This is a genomic window from Legionella norrlandica, from assembly GCF_000770585.1.
In the GTDB taxonomy this organism is placed as follows: Bacteria; Pseudomonadota; Gammaproteobacteria; order Legionellales; family Legionellaceae; genus Legionella; species Legionella norrlandica.
Window position 1 is genome coordinate 57,449 of record NZ_JNCF01000006.1, and the last position, 23,051, is coordinate 80,499.

Below are 23,051 nucleotides of genomic sequence, written 5' to 3' on the forward strand. Positions count from 1 at the left end.
CTCAGTATTTATAGGCAATATGTAAGGCTACTATGCCTCCGCTTAAATTGTGATAGTGACAGTCCTCAAACCCCGCTTGTTCAATCATCTCTTTCAATGTTTTTTGATCGGGATGCATTTTTATTGATTCGGCGAGATATTGATAACTGGCTTCATCATTGGCAATAAATCTCCCAATTTTGGGCAATACATTGAAAGAATACCAGTCATAAATTGGTTTTAATCCAGGAAAAGTAGGGGTTGAAAATTCAAGAACCATTAATTTACCTCCAGGTTTACATACCCTATATATGGAGCGCAGAGCCTCTTCTTTATCAGTGACGTTTCTGAGTCCGAATCCTATGGTTATGCAATGAAAGCTGTTAGTAGCAAATGGAAGGCATTGAGCATTCCCTTGGACATAGCTGATGTTTTTGAACAAACCTTCATCGAGCATACGATTACGGCCGATATTCAACATGGCTGAATTAATATCAGCGAGGACCACATGCCCAGAATCGCTGACTTTTCTAGAGAGTAATCGAGTTAAATCCCCACTGCCACCTGCTAAATCCAAGACCGATTGCCCGGGTCTGACCTGACTTAATTCAATGGTAAATCGTTTCCAGAGATGATGAATACCGAAGGACATTATGTCATTCATCAGATCATAGTTTTTAGCAACAGAATGAAATACTTCTGCTACCTTTTTTTCCTTTTCATTCCAGTCTACTGATTCGAAACCAAAATGGGTAGTTTGTTTCTGATTAGTCATAATTGTTTGGTCAGTATCGTTAAAACAATTATATTAACTGATAATCCTTAAGATACCCAGTTAAAAAATTGCAATAACTATTTAACGTAGCCCGCTGAAAAGCCATATTTGGTGTGTCTTAAGCAAAAACACACTGAAAAAAGCTTACCTGCTCATAATGTAAAGTTTAGTCTTTTGGAAGACATCCTGGTAAATAGATACTCCGAAATTACAAATTACGCAATGTATTTAAATAGTGATTCTCATCAGGAGGCATATTATTTTTTTGCGAAAGCCACAAACATTCAGCTAATTGCTCCATAATTAAATGCTCAACGGCCAGAGGGTCTTTATGTTTCTCTAACAAATTGGTATAGACAACTTGAATACCAATGGGCCTATTAGTTGTTATTTGTTCTCTAATAGCTAAATGGAGCCCCATGTGAAGAAAAGGGTTGGTTTCGCCTAACTCAGGATAGTAGGTATATTCATGGAACATATGATTTTGTTCCATGATTTTATGGTATTCAGGATGATCGAGAATTACCTGTGCAATTTCCTTTTCTAAGGGAGAAAGCGGTTTCTTATTTTGATATTTATCCCAACTAGTAAAAAATAATTGCCTAGTTTCTTGTATTGTATCCCCGTAAAACATAATGGCCTGATTAATATAAAAGTAATTATTTTAACTGAATAAAAAAATTACAACAATGATACTGAAAGAATATGTCAAAAATGTTGACATTAATTGGCGGGATATGAGATATTTAATTTGCGAGGTTGGACTTGCTATGTGTCATTCCACTGGGTCAATTGGCGACACACTGATTGGCCCTTTCTATTGTTGTTACAAGTTGCCTGTGAGAAGTTTAATTCCTATATAAGCCATCAAAATACTACTCAGAAACTCTATTGCTCGCCATACAGCTGCCTTGGTTAAGATATCTGAAAAATAACGAGTAGTTACTGTTAGTGAGCTGAACCAAAGTAGGCTTGCAGAGATAACTCCTGTTAAAAACGCCAGTTTGTGATCAGGGTATTGGCTACTACCACTCCCAACAATGACTAGAGTATCAATAATGGCATGAGGATTGAGCAAGCTAAATCCTAAGGCAAATATTATAATTTGAATTCTTGTGTGGGATTGTGGTGTTTCCAGAGCGCCTTGTTTATTTTTGAAAAAAGCACTTCTTAAATTTTTTATTGCATAATAAAGTAAAAAAATAGATCCTAACCAAATCATCCAGGTTTGTAAGAAGGGATGAGCTAAAAGCAAATGATGTAGCCCTGCAACACTGCCACATACCAGTGTTACATCACAGAAGAAGCAGATGGCGGCAGAAAGCGCCGCATGGTTTTTACGAGCGCCTTGTTTAAGAAGAAAGACATTTTGCGGCCCCAAAGCCATTATCAATGATAAGCCTAGCAGAAGCCCATTAAAGTAAATCAACATAACGGAATTAATACACCAAAAAACGCGATTATAACACATTAATGTGCAAAATGTTTTGCTTTGTAACTGTTCGCGCTGTGAGAATACTCTGTTTAGTGCATCTTGAACGAAAATTGGCTGATATATACTCTAATATGTGCTGCTTTCTCAACCAGTTTCTCATTCAACCTTTGCAGAGCAAGATCTTATCAATTTGAGTCGATGAGCTATGATACTTTATAAATTTGAGCCTATTTTTGTCTTTCCCGCGCAGTAGCTCTATAGTTATGGCATATTTTCTCTAACGTGTTTTGTAGGATTGGAGCAACATTGGCATTAGAATAATGCTGTACTCTTTGGAAAGCTCTCGATGCGAGTTGCTTACACCTATGCTTATCCTTTATGAGGCACTCTAATCCATCGGCCATCCGGATGGGATCTTCAGATGGAACAAAAAGAGCGCATTCTGAATTTCCTACAATTTCTAGAGGACCTGACAAGCGAGTCAAAACCATAGGTAATGAATGCATCATACTTTCTAAAACAACCAAACCAAAGGACTCTTCGCGGGATGGCAAACAAAAAATATCAATACTTTGATAAAATGACTCCCTATCATTAATCCAACCTAATAAAGTGACATCATTATCCAAATTATAATGGCTAATTAAATGGATATATTGTTCTCTTTCTTTCCCATCACCGGCAATTTTTGCTTTGAATAAAACTCCTCTTTTTTTCAGCTCAGCTAAGGCGGTTATAAAGACATCAATGCCTTTAATAGCTGCAAATCTGGCGCATACACCGATCACTGGGACATGAGTGTCTTTGGGTTCCCTATATTGAATGTTACTAGGGATGTGAATCAGGTTAGGAACAGTAAATACTCTATGCTCCTCTATTCCTGAATTAATAATATCATGACGCATTTGTTCTGTGAGTGCGATGATGGCATCTGAACCAAAATTATAATGACCTTTTACATGGCATACAGCAATTTTGGGGATTTGAGTTTTGGTTTTTTTGAATAGGTACGCAGCCCTATAACTATGAGTGATGATGCAATCTGGCTGGTGGATTTGAAGGAGCTTTCTTAGACGATAAACGGCGAAAAAATCATGTTGATTGAAATTATGTATGGTGATCAGGTGATCTGCAGGACAACAATCCTTTATTTCAGCTTTAGGATGAATGATTGGAATAACAAGATTACCTTGAGCACTTAGAGCTGGTATATAATTTAAAAACACTTGCTCAAGCCCACCGTTTACTTTGGAGAACATAGCATTAAATATTTTCACCTTCAATTCACCTTGTTAAAGATTGTTTTGGGTAGACCTCATTCCTAATCTAGGTCAACTAATATTTGCTCATCTTCAATTCGAGTTGGATAAATTTTCAAATTCTTTTTTGAGGAGATTTTACCTAAAAGATTACCAACAACAGGAGGCCAGGGTGACCAACATTTCGCTTCACCTGTTTTTAAATCAAACTCACTTTTGTGAAAGGGGCATATAATAGAACATGCTTCTGTAATTTTTCCCTTGGTTAAAGGTAATTTTAAATGAGGGCATTGAGATTGAATAGCATAAACTTGATTGTCATGCCAAAGAAGTAGTAATTTATGGCCATCAATTACTATAATTTCCCTATTATTTTGCTGTAATTTTGCTAATTCTATGGCAGGCTTAAAAGACATATTAAATCCTTGTATATTGAAAGAAGCGATTATATCAGCGATGGTTTTAATCTGTTAGTTCAAAATTGAAAGAAAATAATAATTTGATTAGATTTTTAAAATTCATTACAAAATAAAATTTATCGGTAATATCACTTAACAAGATTTTGTAAGAATATCGTTCATATTATGCATGGATTGAATGATTTCAATTAAATAAAATTTATGATTTTCTAAAAGAGCCGATTTTAACAAGCGAATACATTGCAACTTGACGAGTGAGGAGTATACAATGCGTCAATTATTCTGTCTCCTCATGAGAGTCGTGCAAAATAGAAACAAATAGGAGGGAGCGTGGGCTCTTTGTTTAGAAAAAAAATAATTATTGCATCCGTCTTTGTTGTGTTGGGTATTGGAGGACAATCTGTACAAGCAGAAACGGTACAATCAGAAAAAATACAAACAGAAAAAGTAGAAGCTGAACAGGTTAAAACGGAAAAGGCACAACCAAAAAAGGATTTGTTTGCCCCAGTAGAGCAAGTCATGATTCCCTTTTACCCGACCTATCCAGCAACTAAACCAGCCACTGGTGAACAGGCGGAACTGATCAAGCGTGGTGAATACTTGGCAAGGATGGGTGATTGTATTGCCTGCCATACAGATGTTGAAGGAGATACCCCTGCATTTGCGGGTGGTTTGCCGATTAATACTCCTTTTGGGGTGTTCTATAGTCCTAACATTACACCGGATAAAGAAACTGGAATAGGGAATTGGACAGAAAAAGATTTTGTTCGGGCTTTAAAGGAAGGTCGTGATCCTAAGGGAAGAAATTACTTTCCGGTATTCCCTTATGTTTATTTCTCTAAGATGACAGATGATGATGCTCGCGCTTTATATGCTTATTTTATGAGTATTCCTCCTGTTAAGTTAAAAAATAAAGCGTTGCCATTTCCTTTTGGTGTTCCAGGGGCTCGTTTTTCATTGTGGGGATGGAACTTATTGTTTTTCTTCCCTGAAGAAAACGTAATTCCATATGAGCCAGATAAATCGCCTGAGTGGAATCGTGGAAAATATATAGTCGATACTTTAGGTCATTGCAGTATGTGCCATACCCCTATGAATATATTTGGGGCTCCCAAAAATAGATATTATTTAACTGGTAGTTTTATAGATGGCTACTGGGCTCCGAATATCACGAAATATGGGTTAGAATCAGCAACTCATGAACAAGTGTCTGATGTATTTAAAGAAGGTGAATTAATCAATCAAGCCGGACCTGTGGCTGGTCCTATGGCTGAAGTCAATCATAACAGTCTAAGACATCTGACTGAGTCAGACAGGTTGGCTATTGCAGCTTATCTTAAGACGGTAGAAAGCGAAGAGTATTTAGGTCTTTCTCCATCCTATATGCCTCCTTCTATTGCGCGGGGAAGGCAAGTTTATTTGAAAGCTTGTGTGATTTGTCACCAGGATAACAAAATGGGTGCCCCAGTGATTGGAGATTCAGCGGGTTGGTATATGCGTTTGAAAGATAGTGGTTTAACCGGGTTATACCGGCATGCTATTCATGGATATAACCAAATGCCAGTGAAGGGCGCATGCGTTACTTGTTCTGATAATGACATTATTTCTGCAGTAGATTATTTGCTTAACGCTTCATTGACTCGATCTCAATGGCATGATTTAGCTTCAGGAGGAGTTAAAAAATATCCCGCTAATGGGAAGACTATCTACAATGAAAATTGTGCTGTTTGCCATAATGAGGGCAAATTAGGAGCTCCTAAAATCGGCGATAAGGAAATCTGGAAGCCACTAATAGCGCAAAATATGGATGTCTTATTCAAAAATACAATTTCAGGAAAAAACCATTTGAAAAATGGCGGGTGTAAACATTGCTCAACAGATGAAGTAATTGAAGCAATCAAATATATGGTAAGCCAATCTAAAACCGAAGGTAATTATTCTTTGTGGTAAGGTTGTCTGTGAATTTAAGATGAATGAATGAGCTTAGCTTAAAATATGAGTCGGTTTTCCCGACTACTTTAAAGAGAAGAGGGATTGGGATGTTAAACAGGTTAAAAATCTGTAAATTAATTGTGTTATTTAGCGCCTTGATTTCAGCACAATCAGTATTGGCGGCAGCAGATCATTGGCAGTTAAATATGTATAAAGGGGTGACTCCTTTAAGCAATGATATGTACTACCTCCATATGGCAGCTATGGCTGTTTGTGCAGTGATTGGTATTATTGTTTTTGGAGTGATGATTTATTCATTAGTTCATCATAGAAAGTCAAAGGGATATCAAGCTGCGACTTTTCATGACAATCCAAAATTAGAAATAGTTTGGACAATTATTCCCTTCTTGATTCTTGTAGGGCTTGCTATACCCGCAACCAGAGTATTAATGCGTATGGATGATACAGAGCTATCTGATGTTACCGTCAAGATAGTAGGCTATCAATGGAAATGGCAATATCAATATTTGGATCAAGGCATCAGCTATTTTAGCAGTTTATCAACGCCGTACGAACAGATTGAGAATAAACAAAAAAAGAATCAATGGTATTTATTGGAGGTGGATAAACCTTTGGTACTGCCAGTTAACAGGAAAATTCGATTTTTAGTCACGTCTAATGATGTAGTCCACTCGTGGTGGGTTCCCGAATTAGGCGTTAAGAGAGATGCTATACCTGGATTTATGCATGAAGCATGGGCGAGAATTGAAAAGCCAGGAGTATACAGAGGTCAATGCGCAGAACTTTGCGGTATTAATCATGCTTTTATGCCTATTGTCGTGAAAGCAGTTAATGATGATGAGTTTGAGCGCTGGGTGAATGAGCAAACTAAAGTAGAAGATATTTATATCCAAAAAGAAGGAAAGCCGAGCGAACAAAAAATAATGACTCGCGATGAATTAATGACGTTAGGTAAGCAAAAATATGAGCTGATTTGCTCTGCTTGTCATCAAATCAATGGTACTGGTTTACCTCCAATGTATCCTCCCCTTAAAGGCAGCTCTGTTGCTGTTGGGAAACCGATTTCACGTCATATTGAATTACTTCTCAATGGTGTGCCTGGATCAGCAATGCAAGCTTATAAAGATCAGTTATCTGATGAAGAAATTGCAGCCATTGTGACATACGAGCGTAATGCTTGGGGTAATAACACTAATGATTTGATTCAACCCGCAGATGTTGCGGCACTGCGACATGGTACCGATATTAAACCTACCATGGTTAATAAAGCTAAAGCTGGAGGTTTGCAATGAAATACGCAATAGCGCATTCAGAAGATTCTCATGAAGATCATGGTCCCGAGCAAGGCAAGGGTTTTATGGGATTTGTAAAAAGATGGTTATTTACCACTAACCATAAAGACATAGGCACTCTGTATCTATGGCTGGCTATGATAAGTTTCTTTGTGGCAGGGGCAATGGCTTTAGTCATCAGGGCGGAATTATTTCAGCCTGGCCATCGCTTTGTTGACCCCAATTTTTTCAACCAAATGACGACATTGCATGGGTTGATTATGTTATTTGGTGTGGTTATGCCAGCATTCACAGGGATGGCAAACTGGCAAATCCCTATGATGATTGGGGCGCCTGATATGGCTTTACCTCGTTTAAATAACTGGAGCTTTTGGATTTTACCTTTTGCGTTTTGCCTGTTGTTCTCTACTATGTTTCATGCTGGAGGTGGTCCTAATTTTGGTTGGACAATGTATGCGCCGTTATCCACAACATATGCTCCGCCCAGTACTGATTTTATGATCTTTTCCATTCATATGATGGGGCTTTCATCGATTATGGGGTCAATTAATATTATTGCAACTATTCTAAATATGAGAGCTCCGGGCATGACTTTAATGAAAATGCCTCTTTTTGTTTGGACATGGCTTATTACAGCATTTTTATTGATTGCGATCATGCCTGTTTTGGCAGGTGCTGTGACCATGATGTTAGCTGATAGGCATTTTGGTACTTCTTTCTTTAATGCAGCTGGCGGTGGTGATCCAATTCTGTTTCAGCACGTATTCTGGTTTTTGGTCATCCTGAAGTTTATGTTTTAGTCTTACCTGCTTTTGGAGTTATTTCAGAAATTATTCCTACTTTTAGCCGCAAGCCTCTATTTGGTTACCATTTTATGGTTTACGCTACTGTGAGCATTGCAATATTGTCCTTCATCGTATGGGCACATCATATGTTCACAACAGGAATTCCATTGGGAGCAGAATTATTTTTTATGTATGCTACGATGCTTATTGCAGTGCCCACTGGTATCAAGGTATTTAACTGGGTGAGTACTATGTTTAAAGGGGCTATGACCTTTGAAACCCCAATGTTATTTGCAGTAGCTTTTGTATTTTTATTTACGATTGGTGGTTTCACCGGATTAATGTTGGCATTAGTTCCTGCAGATTTTCAGTATCAAGATAGCTATTTTGTGGTTGGTCATTTCCATTATGTTCTTGTACCAGGAGTGATATTTGCTCTGCTAGCAGCGACATATTATTGGTTGCCTAAATGGACTGGACATATGTATAACGAATGTTTAGGCAAATGGCATTTTTGGCTTTCTGTAATTTCTGTCAATTTAACCTTTTTTCCAATGCATTTCTTAGGTTTAGCTGGAATGCCAAGAAGAATCCCTGATTATGCTTTACAATTCGCCAATTTTAATATGGTTGTAACAATTGGCGCCTTTATTTTTGGATTCTCCCAATTGCTATTCTTATATAACGTGGTAGTAACAATAAGAAAAAGAGGTACTAATAAGGACATTGCAACCGGCAGGGTTTGGGAAGGATCACATGGTCTGGAGTGGACCTTACCATCTCCACCACCTTACCATACTTTTACAACCCCACCTGAAATTCATTAAAGGTGGCTTATTAATGAGCAAGGAGAAGAAGCAACAAAAACTACTGGCTCTCTTGACATTGTTAGTATTAGGAATGTTTGGATTTGGTTTTGCCTTGGTCCCTATTTACAATAGTCTGTGCAAAAGTTTGGGTATCAATGGCAAAACAAAAATGGAAGCCATTGCTTATAATGAAAACCAAGCAAAAATTGACGAGGACAGGGAAGTATTAGTTGAGTTCGTAGCAACAAATAATAGTGGAGTACCTTGGGAGTTCTATCCCAAGACCAAAAAAATTAAAGTACATCCAGGAAAAATAGTAAAATTGGCATTCTATGCGGAAAATAAAACAGATCATGCCATGACAGTTCAGGCAATTCCCAGCATAACACCAGGAATTGCTGCAAAATATTTAAAAAAAACGGAGTGCTTCTGTTTTACACAGCAAACACTAAATGGTCATGAAGCCATGAATATGCCATTACTATTCCACTTGGATACAGATTTACCAAAAAATGTTAAAACAGTGACGCTGTCTTATACTTTGTTTGATGTGACGAGTAGAGCAAAATATTAGCAGATTCAAACCAAATCTGGTTAAAAGAAATATTGTTACAGGAGATTAAAATACAATGGGAGCACATGGTACATATTATATCCCCAAACCCAGCCACTGGCCTCTAGTCGGTTCAATTGGATTGACTACTACTTTAGTAGGTGCTGCATCTTGGCTGCATCATGATTGGTATGGCCCTTATATATTTATCAGCGGGCTATGTATTTTGATAGGAATGATGGTTGGATGGTTTGGCCAAGTCATTTATGAAAACAATAAAGGCCTCTACGATTCACAAGTCGATAGATCATTTCGTTGGGGAATGTGTTGGTTCATATTTTCTGAGGTTTGCTTTTTTGCAGCGTTTTTTGGCGCTTTGTTTTTCGCTCGATTTTGGTCTGTGCCGGTTTTGGGTGGCGAAATGCATCCTATTACCCATTATATTTTATGGCCAGAATTTAAAGCATCTTGGCCTTTATTAATTAATCCGAATGATCAGACATTTGCTGGCGCTCATGAAGCTATGGGAGCATGGGGTTTGGCCGCGATCAATACCATTATTTTATTAACCTCCGGGGTAACAATCACTTGGGCACATTGGGCTTTGAAGTTAAACAAACGCATACAACTATTGATGGGAATGTCATTAACAATAGCCTTGGGTATTTTGTTTTTAATGTTGCAAAGCTATGAATATCATGAAGCTTATACAGAAATGAATTTAACATTAGGGGCTGGCATATATGGGACTACATTTTTTATGCTCACGGGGTTTCATGGATTGCATGTTACTATAGGTACCATAATGCTTATTGTCATTTTAATTAGGTGTAAAAGGGGAGATTTCACCCCTGAACGCCATTTTGCCTTTGAGGGTGTTGCTTGGTATTGGCACTTTGTAGACGTGGTATGGTTATTCCTATTTGTCTTTGTGTACTGGTTATGACAAGAAAATAAAAACACATGTCCAATTTAAGATTATTTTACTACCGGGTTTCATAAGTAAACCCGGTTTAAAATGGAGTTTCCAGGCTTTCTTCTTTTGATTCCATTAAATTCAAATTAACTTAATAACTGCGTAATGATTTTCTGTAAATTATGATCGCTATCATAATGAATGACTAACGTCCCTTTGCCAGTTTTCCCTTGTTTTAACTTAACTTTGGTTTGTAGATGCTTCGCCAAAGAATTCAATTGCTCTCTGAATAAAGGATTATGCTCTTTATGGTGCATTGGTTCTGGTTTTCCAGCTTTTATTCGTTCAACCAATTGCTCAGTTTCTCTTACTGATAAATTCTTGGCTACTATTAACTGGGAAACTTGATTTTGCTGATCCTCATCTAATGTTAGCAACGCTCGGGCATGCCCCATGTCTATATCTCCATTTTCCAGCAGCTTTTTTACCGGATTTGATAGGGAGAGTAAACGAAGGAAATTGCTTACTGCAGTGCGGGATTTACATAATAGATCAGCAACTTGTTGGTGTGTGAGGGCAAACTCGGTAGTGAGTCGATGCATAGCTCGTGCTTGATCCATGGCATTTAAATCTTCGCGCTGTAAATTTTCAACTAAAGCCATGGCCATTGCAGTTTCATCGTCTACCTGCTTCAGTATAACAGGGACTTCCGTGAGTCCCGCTAACTGGCTTGCACGCCACCGTCGTTCACCAGCAATGATTTCATATCGACCACTTTCTAATTCTCTAACTAATAAAGGCTGCAAAACACCTTGCTGCTTAATAGATTGCGCAAGCTCATTTAGCGGGGTTTCTTCCATTCCACCACGAGGCTGATATTTACCTGGTTGCAAACAAGTCACTGCCAATCTTAGTTGTTCTGATTTGGATTGTTCGTTGAGAAAAGTACCGCCTGATTGACTTAATAAAGCAGATAAATTACGTCCTAAACTGCTGCGTTTTACTGTCATTATTTAACCTCAAATTAACCTGCTATGGTTTGTTTGCTAAGCACTTCAGCGGCAAGTACCATATACGCTGCCGCACCTGGTGAGGATTTATCATATTGCAAAGCGGGCATCCCATGACTGGGCGCTTCTGCGAGCCTGACATTGCGTGGTACCACTGTCCTATACACTTTGGCTGGGAAATGTTCTAGTAATTGTTTGGAAACTTCAGCGCATAGTCTATTTCGCGCATCGTACATAGTTCGAAGAACTCCTTCAATATGCAAACGCGGATTGACTGAAGACTTAATTTGCTCAATAGTAGACAATAGTGCAGCTAACCCTTCCAATGCAAAATATTCACATTGCATAGGAATTAAGACAGAATCTGCAGCAACTAAAGCATTAATGGTCAATGTATTCAATGCAGGGGGGCAATCGATCAGAATAAAATCATAGTTTGATTGTATAGGTTGTAAGGCCTTGAATAGAAAAGTTTCTCGATGATTGCGTTCCATTAAGCTGACTTCTGCGACGGTCAAATCATCGTTACCTGGTATTAAATCATAGCCGCAACTGGTAGCCAGACAAGCTTGTTCAGCAAGACAATCACGTAATAAAACGTCATTGGTTGTATGAACCAGTTGGTTTTTATCTACACCACTTCCCATCGTTGCATTACCTTGCGGGTCCAAATCGATCAGCAAGACTTCTTGTTTTGATGCCGCCAGTGATGCGGATAAATTGATGGCTGTAGTTGTTTTGCCTACCCCACCTTTTTGATTGGCAATGGCTATGACTCTCGCCATAATTATTCCTTGTTCGTGTTATTGATAAGCACGCAGCAACGCTCACCTTCGATATCCTGTACAAGATATCGTTCAATTTGGTATTTTTTATGGATTGTAGCTAATTCAGTATCTGGAAATCGGCCTTTCATTGCTAACCATAACCCATCTTGAGCGATAAGGTGTTGAGTCCAGTTAATCATTTGTTCGAGACTGCTAAATGCTCTGCTTATTACTGTATCAAAACCATAATTTGGGTGGTAGTTCTCAACCCTAATTTGTATCAGCTCAAGATTTTTTAAATTAAGTTGACGTTTTACTTCATTTAGAAAACGAATTTTTTTTCCATTACTATCCAATAATACAAATTGTAAACCAGGTTTGGCAATAGCCAAAGGAATGCCTGGTAAGCCAGCTCCAGTCCCAACGTCTAAAATTTTTTCCCCTTTAATCCAGGGTAAGATGGCAAGACTATCGAATAGATGCTTGCTGATCATAGTTTCTATATCGCGTATTGCAGTCAGATTATAGGCTTTATTCCATTTATTGAGTAGTAATAAAAAATACCATAATGGATCACAAATAGAATCTAGCCCAAATGATTTTAAACCCTCGCTGAGTAATAGTTTTATTTTGGCGTTGTCAGTCATACAGGAAGTCGATTTTTTTTCAAGTGTACAAGTAATAGCGACAAAGCCGCTGGTGTGACGCCAGAAATACGTCCAGCCTGAGCTATAGTGGTTGGCTTGATTCGATTAAGCTTTTGAATAACTTCACTTGATAAACCAATGACCTCATTATAATCCAAGTTGTCTGGTAACAAAGTATTTTCATGCTTGCGTAATTTTTCAATTTCGTGTTGTTGTCTATCAATATACCCGACATATTTATTTTGAATTTCGATTTGCTCTGTGACATCCAGAGGTAATTTGGGCAAATCTAAGTCTTCTATCATTAATAAATGTTGATAGTTAATTTCAGGACGCTTCAGGAATTCATCGGCTCGGCAATCATGTTGCATGGGATTAAGAAGGATATCTTTAAACAACTCATTATGATTTACTCTAACCCAGCTGTTATGCAACAAAGTTTGGGACGACTCTATAGTTTCCCGTTTTTTGGAAAAGATTTCCCATCGCCTTTCACCAACTAGGCCAAGTTTTCGACCGGTTTCTGTTAATCTTAAATCAGCGTTGTCTTCACGCAATAGCAATCGATATTCGGCTCTTGAAGTAAACATTCTATAGGGTTCTTGTGTTCCACAGGTGATTAAATCATCAATGAGAACACCAATATAGGCTTCATCTCTGCGTGGACACCACAATTCTTTATCTTGTACTTGCAAAGCGGCATTCATACCAGCAATAATTCCTTGTGCTGCTGCTTCCTCATATCCAGTGGTACCGTTAATTTGCCCAGCAAAAAACAAATTTGAAATTACTTTGGTTTGCAAAAAGGAAGTTAATCCGCGAGGATCGAAGTAATCATACTCGATGGCATAACCTGGTCTAGTGATGTGTGCATTTTCAAATCCCTTAATTGTACGGACAAATTGCACTTGTACTTCAAAAGGCAAGCTTGTAGAAATTCCATTAGGGTATATTTCTTCTGTTGTTAAGCCTTCCGGTTCAACAAAAATTTGATGAGATGTTTTATCAGCAAAGCGAACGACCTTGTCCTCTATTGAAGGGCAATAACGAGGTCCAACCCCTTCAATAATTCCCGCATACATTGGCGATTTATCCAAGTTATTTCTTATAATTTCATGAGTAGCTTCAGTAGTATGCGTTATGTGGCACGGAATCTGTTTGGGATGGTGCAGAACGCTACCCAAGTATGAGAACACGGGGGTTGGGGTATCGCCTGGCTGCACAACCATCTGGCTAAAATCAATAGTTCTTTTATCTATTCGTGGCGGAGTTCCCGTTTTCAGACGGCCAACAGGTAAATCTAGATCTCGCAGGCTTTTAGCTAATGCTATCGATGGCGGATCCCCAGCTCTACCTCCTTCATATTGGCTCATTCCCACATGAATTTTACCACCCAAGAAAGTTCCTACGGTTAATACAACTGCCCGTGCCCTGAGATTCAGCCCCATCTGGGTTACAACACCGGTTACTAAACCATTTTCAATTATCAAATCATCAACAGCCTGTTGGAATATAGTTAAATTAGGCTGTGTTTGAAGTTGCTCACGAATTGCTTGCCTATAAAGAACTCGATCTGCTTGAGCACGGGTTGCTCGAACAGCCGGACCTTTGGATGCATTGAGAATACGAAATTGAATACCTGCCCGATCAGCTGCTTTAGCCATTGCTCCGTCCAGGGCGTCAATTTCTTTGACTAAGTGCCCTTTCCCTATACCGCCTATTGCAGGATTACAGGACATTTGCCCAAGCAAGTCTATGTTATGAGTCAGTAGTAAAGTTTTCACGCCAATACGTGCTGCAGCAAGAGCCGCTTCTGTGCCAGCATGTCCTCCGCCTACTACTATGACATCATATAACTGTTCAAGATTCATTTTTTAACCATTTTAACCATATGAATGAAAGCAAAGCTTTATTTTTGCAAAAAACAAATAAAATCTGCACACATTAAAAAATGTGCAATTATACACCTTTTTGTCAATTGTCCCAAGGTGGTTACGCGATAATATGATTGAATTAATAAATGCTGCTTCACAAGGTAAATGACTTGGACCATTTTGAGACCAACAATAGTAGTTATCAACGCACCGTAGTACCGCTCAGGCAAAATCATACTTTATATGTTATATGAATTAAAAGCGTCATTCTAATCATTTTTGTAGAATGGTTTTGAATCAACAAGGTATGATTTTGCTCTGATTATTGCTTAATAAAGATTGCCAATCACTTGTTTCATTATCAACTTCTTCCATAGCTCCTTCAGGTTGTTGGCTCTTGTCAACTGAATTTCGAGGGGGTGATTTTTCTTTGGATTGAAAGAAACTAGGTTTGGCTTTAGGTTTCCACCAGTTATCCGGATCTTCACAGAAAGCCTTATATTCATTGTCATCAAAAGCTTTAATCGTATCTTTCGCAGGTTTGAAAATCGCATTGATCATCAAGTTGGTAGCAATAGCAACTCCAATAGTTGCTCCGAGGACTGCGAATCCAATCCCTAAAGGCAGGAAGACAAAACTAACAAAAACAATCGCGGGGATAAGTGATTCGATGAGTACCGAACGAACTAAATGCATGGTTTGAAAAACAACCATTTGTTTTTGATACTCCGCTTCTGCCTTTAATTTTTTAATTTCCAGAAAGAGGAACTTTTTCTCGTTATCATCCAGGTCGGCATTTTTTTCCAAAAGAAGTTTGAATAACTCTACTTTGTTATTATATTCTTCTTTAGTTTCTTTAGATGAAACATGAGCTTTATAGACTTCTACTCCTCCTTTGACCCCATTATAAATCACTGTAAAGGCAAGACAAAGAGCAGCACCAGCAATAGTAATTGCAAGTAAAGCAGGACCTGCGAAAGGCATGAAAGGTGCTGCTAGTAAAGCAAAAGCGAGCATTAAACCAATGGCATAAGCTATGTTGGTGTATAAACTAATCTTTTGCAAATCCCACGTTCTTTCTTCTTGTTTTCTTGCCCGTTTTAACCTGATAATTGCAATTCGTATTCCCTTATTTTTTTAGCAGTCTCTTCGTCCCCCTCTTCCTTGAATTTTTCTTTGGCTTTTTTAATTAAGCGTTCTAATCCTTTAATGTTGTTATCAAAATCAAGCATTTCTTTATTATGGCGAGTTTTTTGCTCTTCAAAATCCCATATGGCTATACTAATGTCGAATACTAAAAGAGCTAACGTTAAAACGTCACCCCAAGTACCTAGGGCTCCTTTCCCAGTTAACCAAAAAAAACAAACCAGGTTTCCTGTCGCCCAAATGGAATCATTGAGTAAGCTGAATTTTCTTTGGTCCCATTGAGTAAGGAATCGTTCTGTCCAAGGTTTCCTTTTCTCCTTTTCACTCATCCAAGGGCCTTTAATGGTGTGTTTCAGCAAAAGAAACATATTGAGGGAGAATCGAAAATAATATAAAGCCCAACTTATTGTACCAGTATAGGGATCAGGAGCTTTAACAACTTGAGTTGCCTGAGTTACATTGAAAAAATCAGTAGGTAATGCCCCCAGTATCACTTTTAAGAAGCTTGATCCCCAAACCCAATACAATCGTTTCTCATTAAACCAACCCATCGCTTCTTTGATAGTTTTGGTTTTATGATCTAGAGAGTCGACTATTTTCTCAGCCAACTCTTTGCCAAGGAAAATGCTTAAGTATTTAACAGGATAGCCATCAGTAGCCTGACGATATTTTTGAGTGAGAGGAGTTTCTTGTCCTAGGCTTATTTTCTTGTAATTTAAATAATCTATTAATTCGGCACATCGTTTAAGGTGTTTCGTATATATTCTAAAATTTTCAACTTTTTGGTGTTGTTCTTCATATTTTTTTTCAGCTAGCAACAGCAAATAGGTAACTTGCAAATCGCGTAGAAATTTTTTTTTATTTTCTTCATTCATATAATGAAGTATGACTTCATCTGTATTTTCTAAAATTCCAAGATAAAAGCTTAGAGGAGTCATGAAATCTCCACCTTTAGCTTTTCTGTTATACTCAAGAAGTTCTTCTACTTTTTCATCATAGCGTAGCTCAATTTCCTCATCGTTTTTGAGAGTTTCCAGATAAGATTGAAGAATTAAACTACTGGTTGCCATAAGCGATCTCTTTCTCTTTTTTAATTTTTATTAATTGCTTAATATAAATGATACTATAAGAAGCAAGTTTGTTCTTTTTTATAACATAATATTTATTTTGAATACAAGTCGGGTATTCCTGGGTTTACATTATTGATACTAAAATTTGCGAGAACTTATGAGAGATGTTGTTTGAAAGTAAATATTTTTATTCGCTTTTTTCATTATAACTAGGGCAATGATAAAGACTCATTCTCCCTTTTAAACGACTACTAGATAAGCCAAAAGGTTTTGACAGAAAAGAACTCAATCAATCCCATGCAGAGCTTAGCAAAAAACTCTAAAATTAAAAAAGGGAAGCCAAAAACCTGCTGTTATTGTAATTTTTTTGCGAGCAGGTCGCGTATTTCAGTAAGTAATTGAATTTCTGGGGTCTGTGGTTTGGTTTCAGTTTCATCTACTTTTTTTCTTTGAATCAGATTAATCAATTTTACGAACAGGAAAATGGCAAAAGCAACGATAATAAAATCAATGACATTTTGTAAAAAACTTCCCCACTTGATTTGAGCATCCCCGACGGTAAAACTGAATTTTGCAATATCTATGCCTCCTAATAACAAACCAACAAAAGGCATAATAATCCCATCAACTAAAGCGGCTACAATTTTATTAAAAGCTACCCCCATCACAACAGCAACTGCCAAGTCAACCACATTGCCCCGCATAGCAAATTCTTTAAATTCCTTCAGAAAGCTCATCAGACATCCTTATCTTGATTACGATTTGCAATTAAAGAAATACTGTCTCAGAATTCTACCAGCTTTTCAATTACAAACCGTCCTGAAGCAGTGGAGATTTATCATATAATGTAATGCAATTTCTAAGACAAGGATTGAGAAGTACATTTTGATTATGCCTCTGCCAGCTCTACTCCGCTTCTTAAATACATATCATCAAAACGCTTAATATCATCTTCCCCGAGGTAAGCGCCACTTTGTACTTCAATAACAAACAATGGTTCTTGGGTAGGATTACTTAAACGGTGCAAGGTGTTTTGTGGGATATAAGTGGAGCGGTTTTTAGATAACCGGAAGGTGTTGTTGCCATTAACTACTTCTGCTTCACCAGCAACAACCACCCAATGTTCTGCACGATGTTGGTGCGTCTGTAAAGAGAGCTTTGCCCCCGCTTTAACCATAAGGCGCTTTACTTTAAAAGAAGCTCCTTCCGCGAGTACTTCATAATATCCCCAAGGTCTCGGTACTCTCTGGTGATCTTGAGTTAAGTGAAGATGATCTTTGCGTAAGGAACTCACCAAATCTTTAACTTGTTGTGAATAGCGCTTATCAGCTACTAATACGGCGTCACTAGTGGCTACTATGATTTGATCCTGGATTCCCACTGTGGTTACTAATAAATGCTCACTATTAATCAGGCAATTACGACTATCTTGGGCGATGACATTTCCAACCAAAGTATTTCCATGCTCATCTTGTTTATTGGCATCAGCAACTGCAGTCCAACAACCCAAATCACTCCATGGCATGGAGAGTGGGATTACGACGGCTTTATCAGTTTTTTCCATTATGGCATAGTCTATGGACTCTTCTTTACATTGTGAAAAGTAATCCAAATCAAGACGTAAAAAATCATGGTGATGCTGAGCATGGCTTAGTGCTTGTTTACTAAATTGAAAGATTTGGGCTTCAAATCGTTTTAACTCCTCAAGATAGACTCCTGCTCGACAAATAAACATTCCACTATTCCAGAAATAATTACCATTACTGATAAATTGGGCAGCAGTTTGAGAGTCTGGTTTTTCTCTAAAACTTACAACTTGTTTTACCTCGTTAGTTAGGGATCTGCCTCCTTCTATATACCCATATCCGGTTTTGGGGCTATCCGGTTTTATGCCAAAGGTCACTATTGCGTTGTTTTGTAAAGCAAATTGTCCACCGGTTAGCATGGCGTTTAGCCAAATGTCATCATCCGATATCCAATGATCAGAAGGTAAAACCAGCATTACAGCATCTTCTCCTGCAGTATTGGCTAAAAAATGAGCCGCACTAGCAATTGCAGGGGCTGTGTTGCGTGCGCAAGGCTCAAGTAAATAAGTAGTTTGTGCCTTGAAATTTTGTAATTGATCCTGGCAAATAAAATAATGAGCATCATTACTGACTATAATAGTTTGGCTGCTTGGCAATCTTATTGTCCTGTTCATAGTTTGTTGAATTAGGGACAATTCGCCATTTAATTTTAAAAATTGTTTGGGAAAATTCTGCCGGGATAATGGCCATAATCTAGTGCCAGAGCCTCCCGCTAGGATTATTGGAAAAAGGGTAGTCGTCATCACATTCCATATTGTGGCATAATTGCACTACATTTTAGCAGGAATTCCAGAGCAAGCAATTGTTCACTTTATTTTTGAGGTTTGCATCATGAAAAAAGCGATAGTATTACTTTCCGGGGGCTTGGATTCAACTACCTGTTTGGCTTTGGCCAAATCTCAAGGTTTTGCTTGTTATGCATTGAGTTTTTCATACGGTCAGCGACATTCTACAGAGTTATTCGCTTCAACTCGTATTGCGAAACGCATGGGGGTGGTTGAGCATAAAATTGTTACCTTGGATCTCACTGCTTTTGGTGGCTCGGCTTTGACTGACTCAGCTATTGAAGTGCCTCAATTTAGAGAGAGCGCTGAAATTCCTGTGACTTACGTTCCAGCTCGAAATACCATATTTTTAGCAATAGCTTTAGGATACGCAGAGTCTATTGATGCCAGGGATATTTTTATTGGAGCGAGTTCAGTTGATTATTCACATTATCCCGATTGTCGTCCTGAGTTTATCCAAGTATTCCAGACGTTGGCCAATTTGGCGACTAAAGCTGGAATAGAGGGCGATGAATTTACAATTCAGGCTCCTTTGCAACATCTTAGTAAAGCTCAAACAATTCAATTAGGCCAAGAGTTAGGCGTTGATTACAGCTTAACTATTTCCTGCTACCAAGCTAATGATGCTGGAGAAGCCTGTGGTCAATGCGATAGTTGCGCCTTTAGAAAACGAGGGTTTCAAAGTGCCGGAGTCGCTGATCCCACTCTATATCAAAAGCATGTCCATATTTAACCCATAAAGTTAAATTAATGATATAATCTCCGCTATTTTAGTTTGGAGTCTGAAGATGTGGGATAAAATTAAAGAATGGTTCAAACGAAATAAAAGTTATTTGACAGCACTTTTTCTTGGTTCAGTTATTATAGGGGGAAGCGTTGCTCTTTTAGCCTTTTTCTGTCCTCCTGTCTTGGCAGCCTTTGCTGGAATAAGCATTTTTGGTGTGGCTCCTTTGGCTTTTTTAACTGCCTTATCAGTCCCTCTTGCAGCAATAGTCCTTGGCGGTATTATTACTGGAATTGCTTTTGGGGCTATTTTAGGGGGGATGGTGGTATGGAAACAGCTAATTAGCATTGGTAAGCATGTTTATTCTTATTTTGAGAATAATAGTAATCTTGATCTTCCAGTAATGGATGAGCAACAAACTTATCATTATCTAATGAATCATTTGGAAGCGGAACACTCAGAATCGTTTGATGAAGACGATGACGAATCTTATGATTATAGTTCTGATTCCCCAGAAGAAGTTAAATCCACTCTGTGGACTATTTTTAAGGACTCGTATCCTCATAGTACCACGAAGATACAACGAGAGGATCCAGAATCTCAGCTGCGTAGAATTCGTTGATAATCCTACTATTTTTTCAATCGAAATCTTGATTTTACGCATTTCGTAACTCAAAAATCAAGGCTGCTCAATTCGAGATTTTTAATGCGAAAATTCATCTTATTGGAATGACGATAAAAAGAGTTTACTTTACACTTTTGTTACAACATATTGCGCACTTTTGATTCACATTTGATAATCGGATTGCTACAATCCGTTCGGATTTATAACCTTGGAGTAAAACATGACATTTAAACAATTTGCAACGGGCGTATTTTATTTGCCAGCAACAGTGTTTTCTGGTTTAACTAACCTATTTTTAGGTTCTTATGCCAAAGACAAACGAGGCAACTACATTACTGATGACGAAGGGAACTATGTTAAATACCGTGGCTTGATTAGTTTGACTTTAGATGCTGTTAAATACGTAGGAACAAGCATAGCTAATTTCATTTCTAATCACAAAAAAGCCATCGCTGTTGCATTTTGGGCTTCTTTAGTGGTTGCCGGAGCTGCTGCTCTAACTGTTGCTTTCTGGCCTGCTGCTTTAGCTGCTGTAGCTAATTTCACTGTTTTAGGCTTTTCTATTGCAGCTTTAGTTGGCACTGGTTATGCTGCTCAAGTAGCTGCAACTGCAGGTGTTGCTGCTGTTGTAACAAGCGCTGCTGTTTATGCTGGTGCTGCTGTTATTAATGCGGTTAAATCGCTAGTTGGTTTCTGTGCTGGTCTTCGCAGTAAAGCGTCATCAAACAAAGTAGATTTTGAACCTGCTAACGATGATGAAATTGAATTTGACGTTAAGAAGAATCCATTAAGTGGTTTAAATGGTCCTAAAGTTGACTCTTCATTAGCGCGTTCTAGTTCTGCAGATGAAGAGCCAAAACACACTACTTCAGTATTTGCAGAGCCTAAGAAGTCTGTTCCTGCTCCTGTCGCTTCAGAGGAAGCAAAGACTAGTATATCAATGAACTAATCTTTGTTCTGATTATTTAATAAAAATGCGGCTTATGCCGCGTTTTTATTCCTCTCCCCATCTTTTTACCAACCCACAGTCCAAATCAAATAAATCCAAAACCCGTCCAACTGTGTCATTGATTAAATCATCTATGCTTTGGGGGTGATTATAAAAAGCTGGAACTGGTGGACAAATAATACCACCCATTTGAGTAATGTTGACCATGTTATTCAAGTGGCCAAGATGTAGAGGGCTTTCTCTTGGTAGTAAAACGAGTTTCCTGCGCTCTTTCAGTACGACGTCTGCTGCTCGAGTTAATAGATTACTACTGATTCCATGAGCAATTTCACCTAAGGTTTTCATAGAACAAGGTGCAATAACCATTCCCATGGTTTTGAATGATCCACTAGCAATAGAAGCAGTAAAATCCGTACAGGGATGATAGACATTAGCTAAAGCTTTGAGTTCTGACATACTGATTTGTGTCTCATAGGCTCGTGTCAATTGGCCTGCTTTGCTGATCACTAAATGAGTTTCGATAGGTAGTTTTTGCAATACTTCCAGGAGTCTGATGCCATAGATAATACCTGAAGAACCACTAATACCTATAATTAGCCTTGGATTATTCATCATGAGCTTTCATTTACTTGAATTATAGTTAGATATTAGCAAATTATAATGAAAGAGACAGAGGAAATGTCAACATACGCTATAGTGCTTATACTAAAATTAGTCATATAATTAACATCACTTGCCATTTATACTGTTTTCTTAGATTTTATTTTAAACGACGGAAATTATTTCAAATGACATTAATAGCGTGGAAAAGAAAAGTGGATTTTTTATGAAGATGGATGATTTTCGCTATATGCGTCGGGGGAGGCATCTCCGTGAGTTAGCAGCAGAAGAAGCAAAGCTTCTTGCGCCCATAAATCAACAAGGTACCAGGAAAGAGCGTGCATTGTTAGTGTTACATGGTTCTCTTCTTCACCCGCCGTTTATAGATATTTAATTCCAAAATTAAAAAACTACGACGCAATTCTCTGTCCTGTATTAGCGGGGCATGCAGAAAGCATAGAGGCCTTTTCTAACTCTAAAGCTGCCGATTGGTTGCTATCAGCCCAAAATGCTTGTGAAACTTTAGTTAATCAATATCAAAAAGTTGATATTTTAGGATTATCTTTAGGTGGATTATTGGCCTGTAAATTAAGCCAATCCTTTGCGATTAATCATCTTTTTCTTTTGGCTCCTGCATTGAGATTGCACTTACGAATAAATGCCATGCTCAAATTAGCTCAAATACTTAAATGTCTTGGCTTCCATCATCTTCGTAATGCAGCGGGTAATCTTATAACTAAGGAACGTGCTGAAATTGCCTATAGAAAGCTCCCTATTTCTACGATAATTGAAATGCTTAATCTTGCTCGGCAACATGAATGGGTACCACCTGATTGTCCTGTGGATCTTTTTCTAGGAGTTCATGATCAAGTAGTTGCCTCCGAACAAGTAGAACAACTATTTTACAATTTACCTAATGTGAACATACATTGGTTAAAGAATTCTGCTCACGTACTACCTTTGGATAACGATCTTGATGAAATCATTAATTGTATTAATGAAAGTAAATAATCAATGACTCTTGCTTCATTGTATAGTATTTTCTCTTTTATATTTTAAGTATAAAGCTACCCCGAGAACTTGTTCCCGGGGT

The 23,051-nt window shown here is 38.0% G+C and carries 21 protein-coding genes and 2 pseudogenes; 9 read left to right on the top strand and 14 right to left on the bottom strand.

Going from position 1 to position 23,051, the window contains the following annotated elements:
• Position 1: 1 nt before the first annotated feature.
• The 5 genes from ubiE to OK13_RS02720 form a co-directional block, all read right to left on the bottom strand.
• Positions 2–754 (bottom strand): bifunctional demethylmenaquinone methyltransferase/2-methoxy-6-polyprenyl-1,4-benzoquinol methylase UbiE, encoded by a 753-nt coding sequence (gene ubiE / locus OK13_RS02700; RefSeq protein WP_035887410.1) that lies wholly within the window; start codon positions 752–754, stop codon positions 2–4.
• A 208-nt stretch (positions 755–962) separates the two neighbouring features.
• A complete protein-coding gene (locus OK13_RS02705; RefSeq protein WP_035887411.1) occupies positions 963–1,388 on the bottom strand; it encodes a DUF1841 family protein in 426 nt (141 codons plus the stop codon).
• A gap of 192 nt (positions 1,389–1,580) precedes the next feature.
• Positions 1,581–2,186, bottom strand: coding sequence for a LysE/ArgO family amino acid transporter (locus OK13_RS02710; protein ID WP_035887413.1), 606 nt, complete (start codon positions 2,184–2,186; stop codon positions 1,581–1,583).
• A gap of 230 nt (positions 2,187–2,416) precedes the next feature.
• The gene (locus OK13_RS02715) at positions 2,417–3,466 is read right to left on the bottom strand and encodes a glycosyltransferase family 4 protein (protein ID WP_035887415.1); all 1,050 of its coding nucleotides are present in this window, start codon (positions 3,464–3,466) and stop codon (positions 2,417–2,419) included.
• Between the two features lie 44 nt (positions 3,467–3,510).
• Positions 3,511–3,864 carry a Rieske (2Fe-2S) protein gene (locus OK13_RS02720; protein WP_035887416.1) on the bottom strand — a complete coding sequence of 118 codons (354 nt, stop codon included), beginning with the start codon at positions 3,862–3,864 and terminating at the stop codon, positions 3,511–3,513.
• Between the two features lie 333 nt (positions 3,865–4,197).
• Here OK13_RS02720 and OK13_RS02725 point away from each other — a divergent pair, with 333 nt between their 5' ends.
• The 5 genes and pseudogenes from OK13_RS02725 to OK13_RS02745 all read left to right on the top strand — a co-directional run bounded on the left by OK13_RS02725 (position 4,198) and on the right by OK13_RS02745 (position 10,205).
• Entirely contained in the window at positions 4,198–5,817 is a 1,620-nt protein-coding gene (locus tag OK13_RS02725) for a c-type cytochrome (protein ID WP_035887418.1), read from the top strand.
• An 89-nt stretch (positions 5,818–5,906) separates the two neighbouring features.
• Positions 5,907–7,112 (top strand): cytochrome c oxidase subunit II, encoded by a 1,206-nt coding sequence (gene coxB, locus OK13_RS02730; protein ID WP_035887420.1) that lies wholly within the window; start codon positions 5,907–5,909, stop codon positions 7,110–7,112.
• Positions 7,109–8,724 (top strand): annotated as a pseudogene (gene ctaD / locus OK13_RS02735) (cytochrome c oxidase subunit I). Before coxB ends, ctaD begins: the two are co-directional and overlap by 4 nt.
• 13 nt (positions 8,725–8,737) lie before the next feature.
• Positions 8,738–9,280 (top strand): cytochrome c oxidase assembly protein, encoded by a 543-nt coding sequence (locus tag OK13_RS02740; protein ID WP_035887421.1) that lies wholly within the window; start codon positions 8,738–8,740, stop codon positions 9,278–9,280.
• A gap of 55 nt (positions 9,281–9,335) precedes the next feature.
• Positions 9,336–10,205 carry a cytochrome c oxidase subunit 3 gene (locus tag OK13_RS02745; protein ID WP_035887423.1) on the top strand — a complete coding sequence of 290 codons (870 nt, stop codon included), beginning with the start codon at positions 9,336–9,338 and terminating at the stop codon, positions 10,203–10,205.
• Between the two features lie 116 nt (positions 10,206–10,321).
• Here the strand turns inward: OK13_RS02745 and OK13_RS02750 are convergent, their stop codons facing one another.
• The 8 genes from OK13_RS02750 to OK13_RS02780 form a co-directional block, all read right to left on the bottom strand.
• Positions 10,322–11,185: a ParB/RepB/Spo0J family partition protein gene (locus tag OK13_RS02750; protein ID WP_035887425.1), complete on the bottom strand. Its 864-nt coding sequence runs from the start codon at positions 11,183–11,185 to the stop codon at positions 10,322–10,324.
• 14 nt (positions 11,186–11,199) lie between these two features.
• Complete coding sequence (locus tag OK13_RS02755) at positions 11,200–11,970, bottom strand: ParA family protein (protein WP_035887426.1); 771 nt, start codon at positions 11,968–11,970, stop codon at positions 11,200–11,202.
• A 2-nt stretch (positions 11,971–11,972) separates the two neighbouring features.
• The gene (gene rsmG, locus OK13_RS02760) at positions 11,973–12,599 is read right to left on the bottom strand and encodes a 16S rRNA (guanine(527)-N(7))-methyltransferase RsmG (RefSeq protein WP_035887428.1); all 627 of its coding nucleotides are present in this window, start codon (positions 12,597–12,599) and stop codon (positions 11,973–11,975) included.
• The gene (gene mnmG, locus OK13_RS02765; protein WP_035887430.1) at positions 12,596–14,470 is read right to left on the bottom strand and encodes a tRNA uridine-5-carboxymethylaminomethyl(34) synthesis enzyme MnmG; all 1,875 of its coding nucleotides are present in this window, start codon (positions 14,468–14,470) and stop codon (positions 12,596–12,598) included. Before mnmG ends, rsmG begins: the two co-directional genes overlap by 4 nt.
• Before the next feature lie 300 nt (positions 14,471–14,770).
• The gene (locus OK13_RS15725; RefSeq protein WP_277619255.1) at positions 14,771–15,538 is read right to left on the bottom strand and encodes a hypothetical protein; all 768 of its coding nucleotides are present in this window, start codon (positions 15,536–15,538) and stop codon (positions 14,771–14,773) included.
• Positions 15,539–15,573: 35 nt separating this feature from the next.
• A complete protein-coding gene (locus tag OK13_RS15730) occupies positions 15,574–16,689 on the bottom strand; it encodes a hypothetical protein (RefSeq protein ID WP_277619256.1) in 1,116 nt (371 codons plus the stop codon).
• 353 nt (positions 16,690–17,042) lie between these two features.
• Entirely contained in the window at positions 17,043–17,426 is a 384-nt protein-coding gene (mscL, locus tag OK13_RS02775; RefSeq protein WP_035887432.1) for a large-conductance mechanosensitive channel protein MscL, read from the bottom strand.
• 152 nt (positions 17,427–17,578) lie between these two features.
• Positions 17,579–19,018, bottom strand: coding sequence for a mannose-1-phosphate guanylyltransferase/mannose-6-phosphate isomerase (locus tag OK13_RS02780; RefSeq protein ID WP_035887434.1), 1,440 nt, complete (start codon positions 19,016–19,018; stop codon positions 17,579–17,581).
• Between the two features lie 88 nt (positions 19,019–19,106).
• Here OK13_RS02780 and queC point away from each other — a divergent pair, with 88 nt between their 5' ends.
• From queC to OK13_RS02795, 3 genes are all read left to right on the top strand, one after another.
• Entirely contained in the window at positions 19,107–19,793 is a 687-nt protein-coding gene (queC, locus tag OK13_RS02785) for a 7-cyano-7-deazaguanine synthase QueC (protein WP_035887471.1), read from the top strand.
• 55 nt (positions 19,794–19,848) lie between these two features.
• Complete coding sequence (locus tag OK13_RS02790) at positions 19,849–20,406, top strand: hypothetical protein (protein WP_052117538.1); 558 nt, start codon at positions 19,849–19,851, stop codon at positions 20,404–20,406.
• A 223-nt stretch (positions 20,407–20,629) separates the two neighbouring features.
• Positions 20,630–21,358, top strand: a complete 729-nt coding sequence (locus OK13_RS02795; protein ID WP_035887436.1) for a hypothetical protein — start codon at positions 20,630–20,632, stop codon at positions 21,356–21,358.
• A gap of 45 nt (positions 21,359–21,403) precedes the next feature.
• Here the strand turns inward: OK13_RS02795 and OK13_RS02800 are convergent, their stop codons facing one another.
• Complete coding sequence (locus tag OK13_RS02800; protein ID WP_081964844.1) at positions 21,404–21,973, bottom strand: UbiX family flavin prenyltransferase; 570 nt, start codon at positions 21,971–21,973, stop codon at positions 21,404–21,406.
• Positions 21,974–22,184: 211 nt separating this feature from the next.
• On the opposite strand from OK13_RS02800, the pseudogene OK13_RS02805 reads away from it, so the two are divergent.
• Positions 22,185–22,969 (top strand): annotated as a pseudogene (locus OK13_RS02805) (alpha/beta hydrolase).
• The last annotated feature ends 82 nt before the right edge of the window (positions 22,970–23,051 follow it).

Excerpts from the sequence above, each read along its gene's own strand:
- ubiE (WP_035887410.1), bottom strand. The coding sequence starts at position 754 with ATGACTAATCAGAAACAAACTACCCATTTTGGTTTCGAATCAGTAGAC.
- OK13_RS02705 (WP_035887411.1), bottom strand. The coding sequence starts at position 1,388 with ATGTTTTACGGGGATACAATACAAGAAACTAGGCAATTATTTTTTACT.
- OK13_RS02710 (WP_035887413.1), bottom strand. The coding sequence starts at position 2,186 with ATGTTGATTTACTTTAATGGGCTTCTGCTAGGCTTATCATTGATAATG.
- OK13_RS02720 (WP_035887416.1), bottom strand. The coding sequence starts at position 3,864 with ATGTCTTTTAAGCCTGCCATAGAATTAGCAAAATTACAGCAAAATAAT.
- coxB (WP_035887420.1), top strand. The coding sequence starts at position 5,907 with ATGTTAAACAGGTTAAAAATCTGTAAATTAATTGTGTTATTTAGCGCC.
- OK13_RS02740 (WP_035887421.1), top strand. The coding sequence starts at position 8,738 with ATGAGCAAGGAGAAGAAGCAACAAAAACTACTGGCTCTCTTGACATTG.
- OK13_RS02745 (WP_035887423.1), top strand. The coding sequence starts at position 9,336 with ATGGGAGCACATGGTACATATTATATCCCCAAACCCAGCCACTGGCCT.
- OK13_RS02750 (WP_035887425.1), bottom strand. The coding sequence starts at position 11,185 with ATGACAGTAAAACGCAGCAGTTTAGGACGTAATTTATCTGCTTTATTA.
- OK13_RS02755 (WP_035887426.1), bottom strand. The coding sequence starts at position 11,970 with ATGGCGAGAGTCATAGCCATTGCCAATCAAAAAGGTGGGGTAGGCAAA.
- rsmG (WP_035887428.1), bottom strand. The coding sequence starts at position 12,599 with ATGACTGACAACGCCAAAATAAAACTATTACTCAGCGAGGGTTTAAAA.
- mnmG (WP_035887430.1), bottom strand. The coding sequence starts at position 14,470 with ATGAATCTTGAACAGTTATATGATGTCATAGTAGTAGGCGGAGGACAT.
- OK13_RS15730 (WP_277619256.1), bottom strand. The coding sequence starts at position 16,689 with ATGGCAACCAGTAGTTTAATTCTTCAATCTTATCTGGAAACTCTCAAA.
- mscL (WP_035887432.1), bottom strand. The coding sequence starts at position 17,426 with ATGAGCTTTCTGAAGGAATTTAAAGAATTTGCTATGCGGGGCAATGTG.
- OK13_RS02780 (WP_035887434.1), bottom strand. The coding sequence starts at position 19,018 with ATGACGACTACCCTTTTTCCAATAATCCTAGCGGGAGGCTCTGGCACT.
- queC (WP_035887471.1), top strand. The coding sequence starts at position 19,107 with ATGAAAAAAGCGATAGTATTACTTTCCGGGGGCTTGGATTCAACTACC.
- OK13_RS02790 (WP_052117538.1), top strand. The coding sequence starts at position 19,849 with ATGTGGGATAAAATTAAAGAATGGTTCAAACGAAATAAAAGTTATTTG.
- OK13_RS02795 (WP_035887436.1), top strand. The coding sequence starts at position 20,630 with ATGACATTTAAACAATTTGCAACGGGCGTATTTTATTTGCCAGCAACA.
- OK13_RS02800 (WP_081964844.1), bottom strand. The coding sequence starts at position 21,973 with ATGATGAATAATCCAAGGCTAATTATAGGTATTAGTGGTTCTTCAGGT.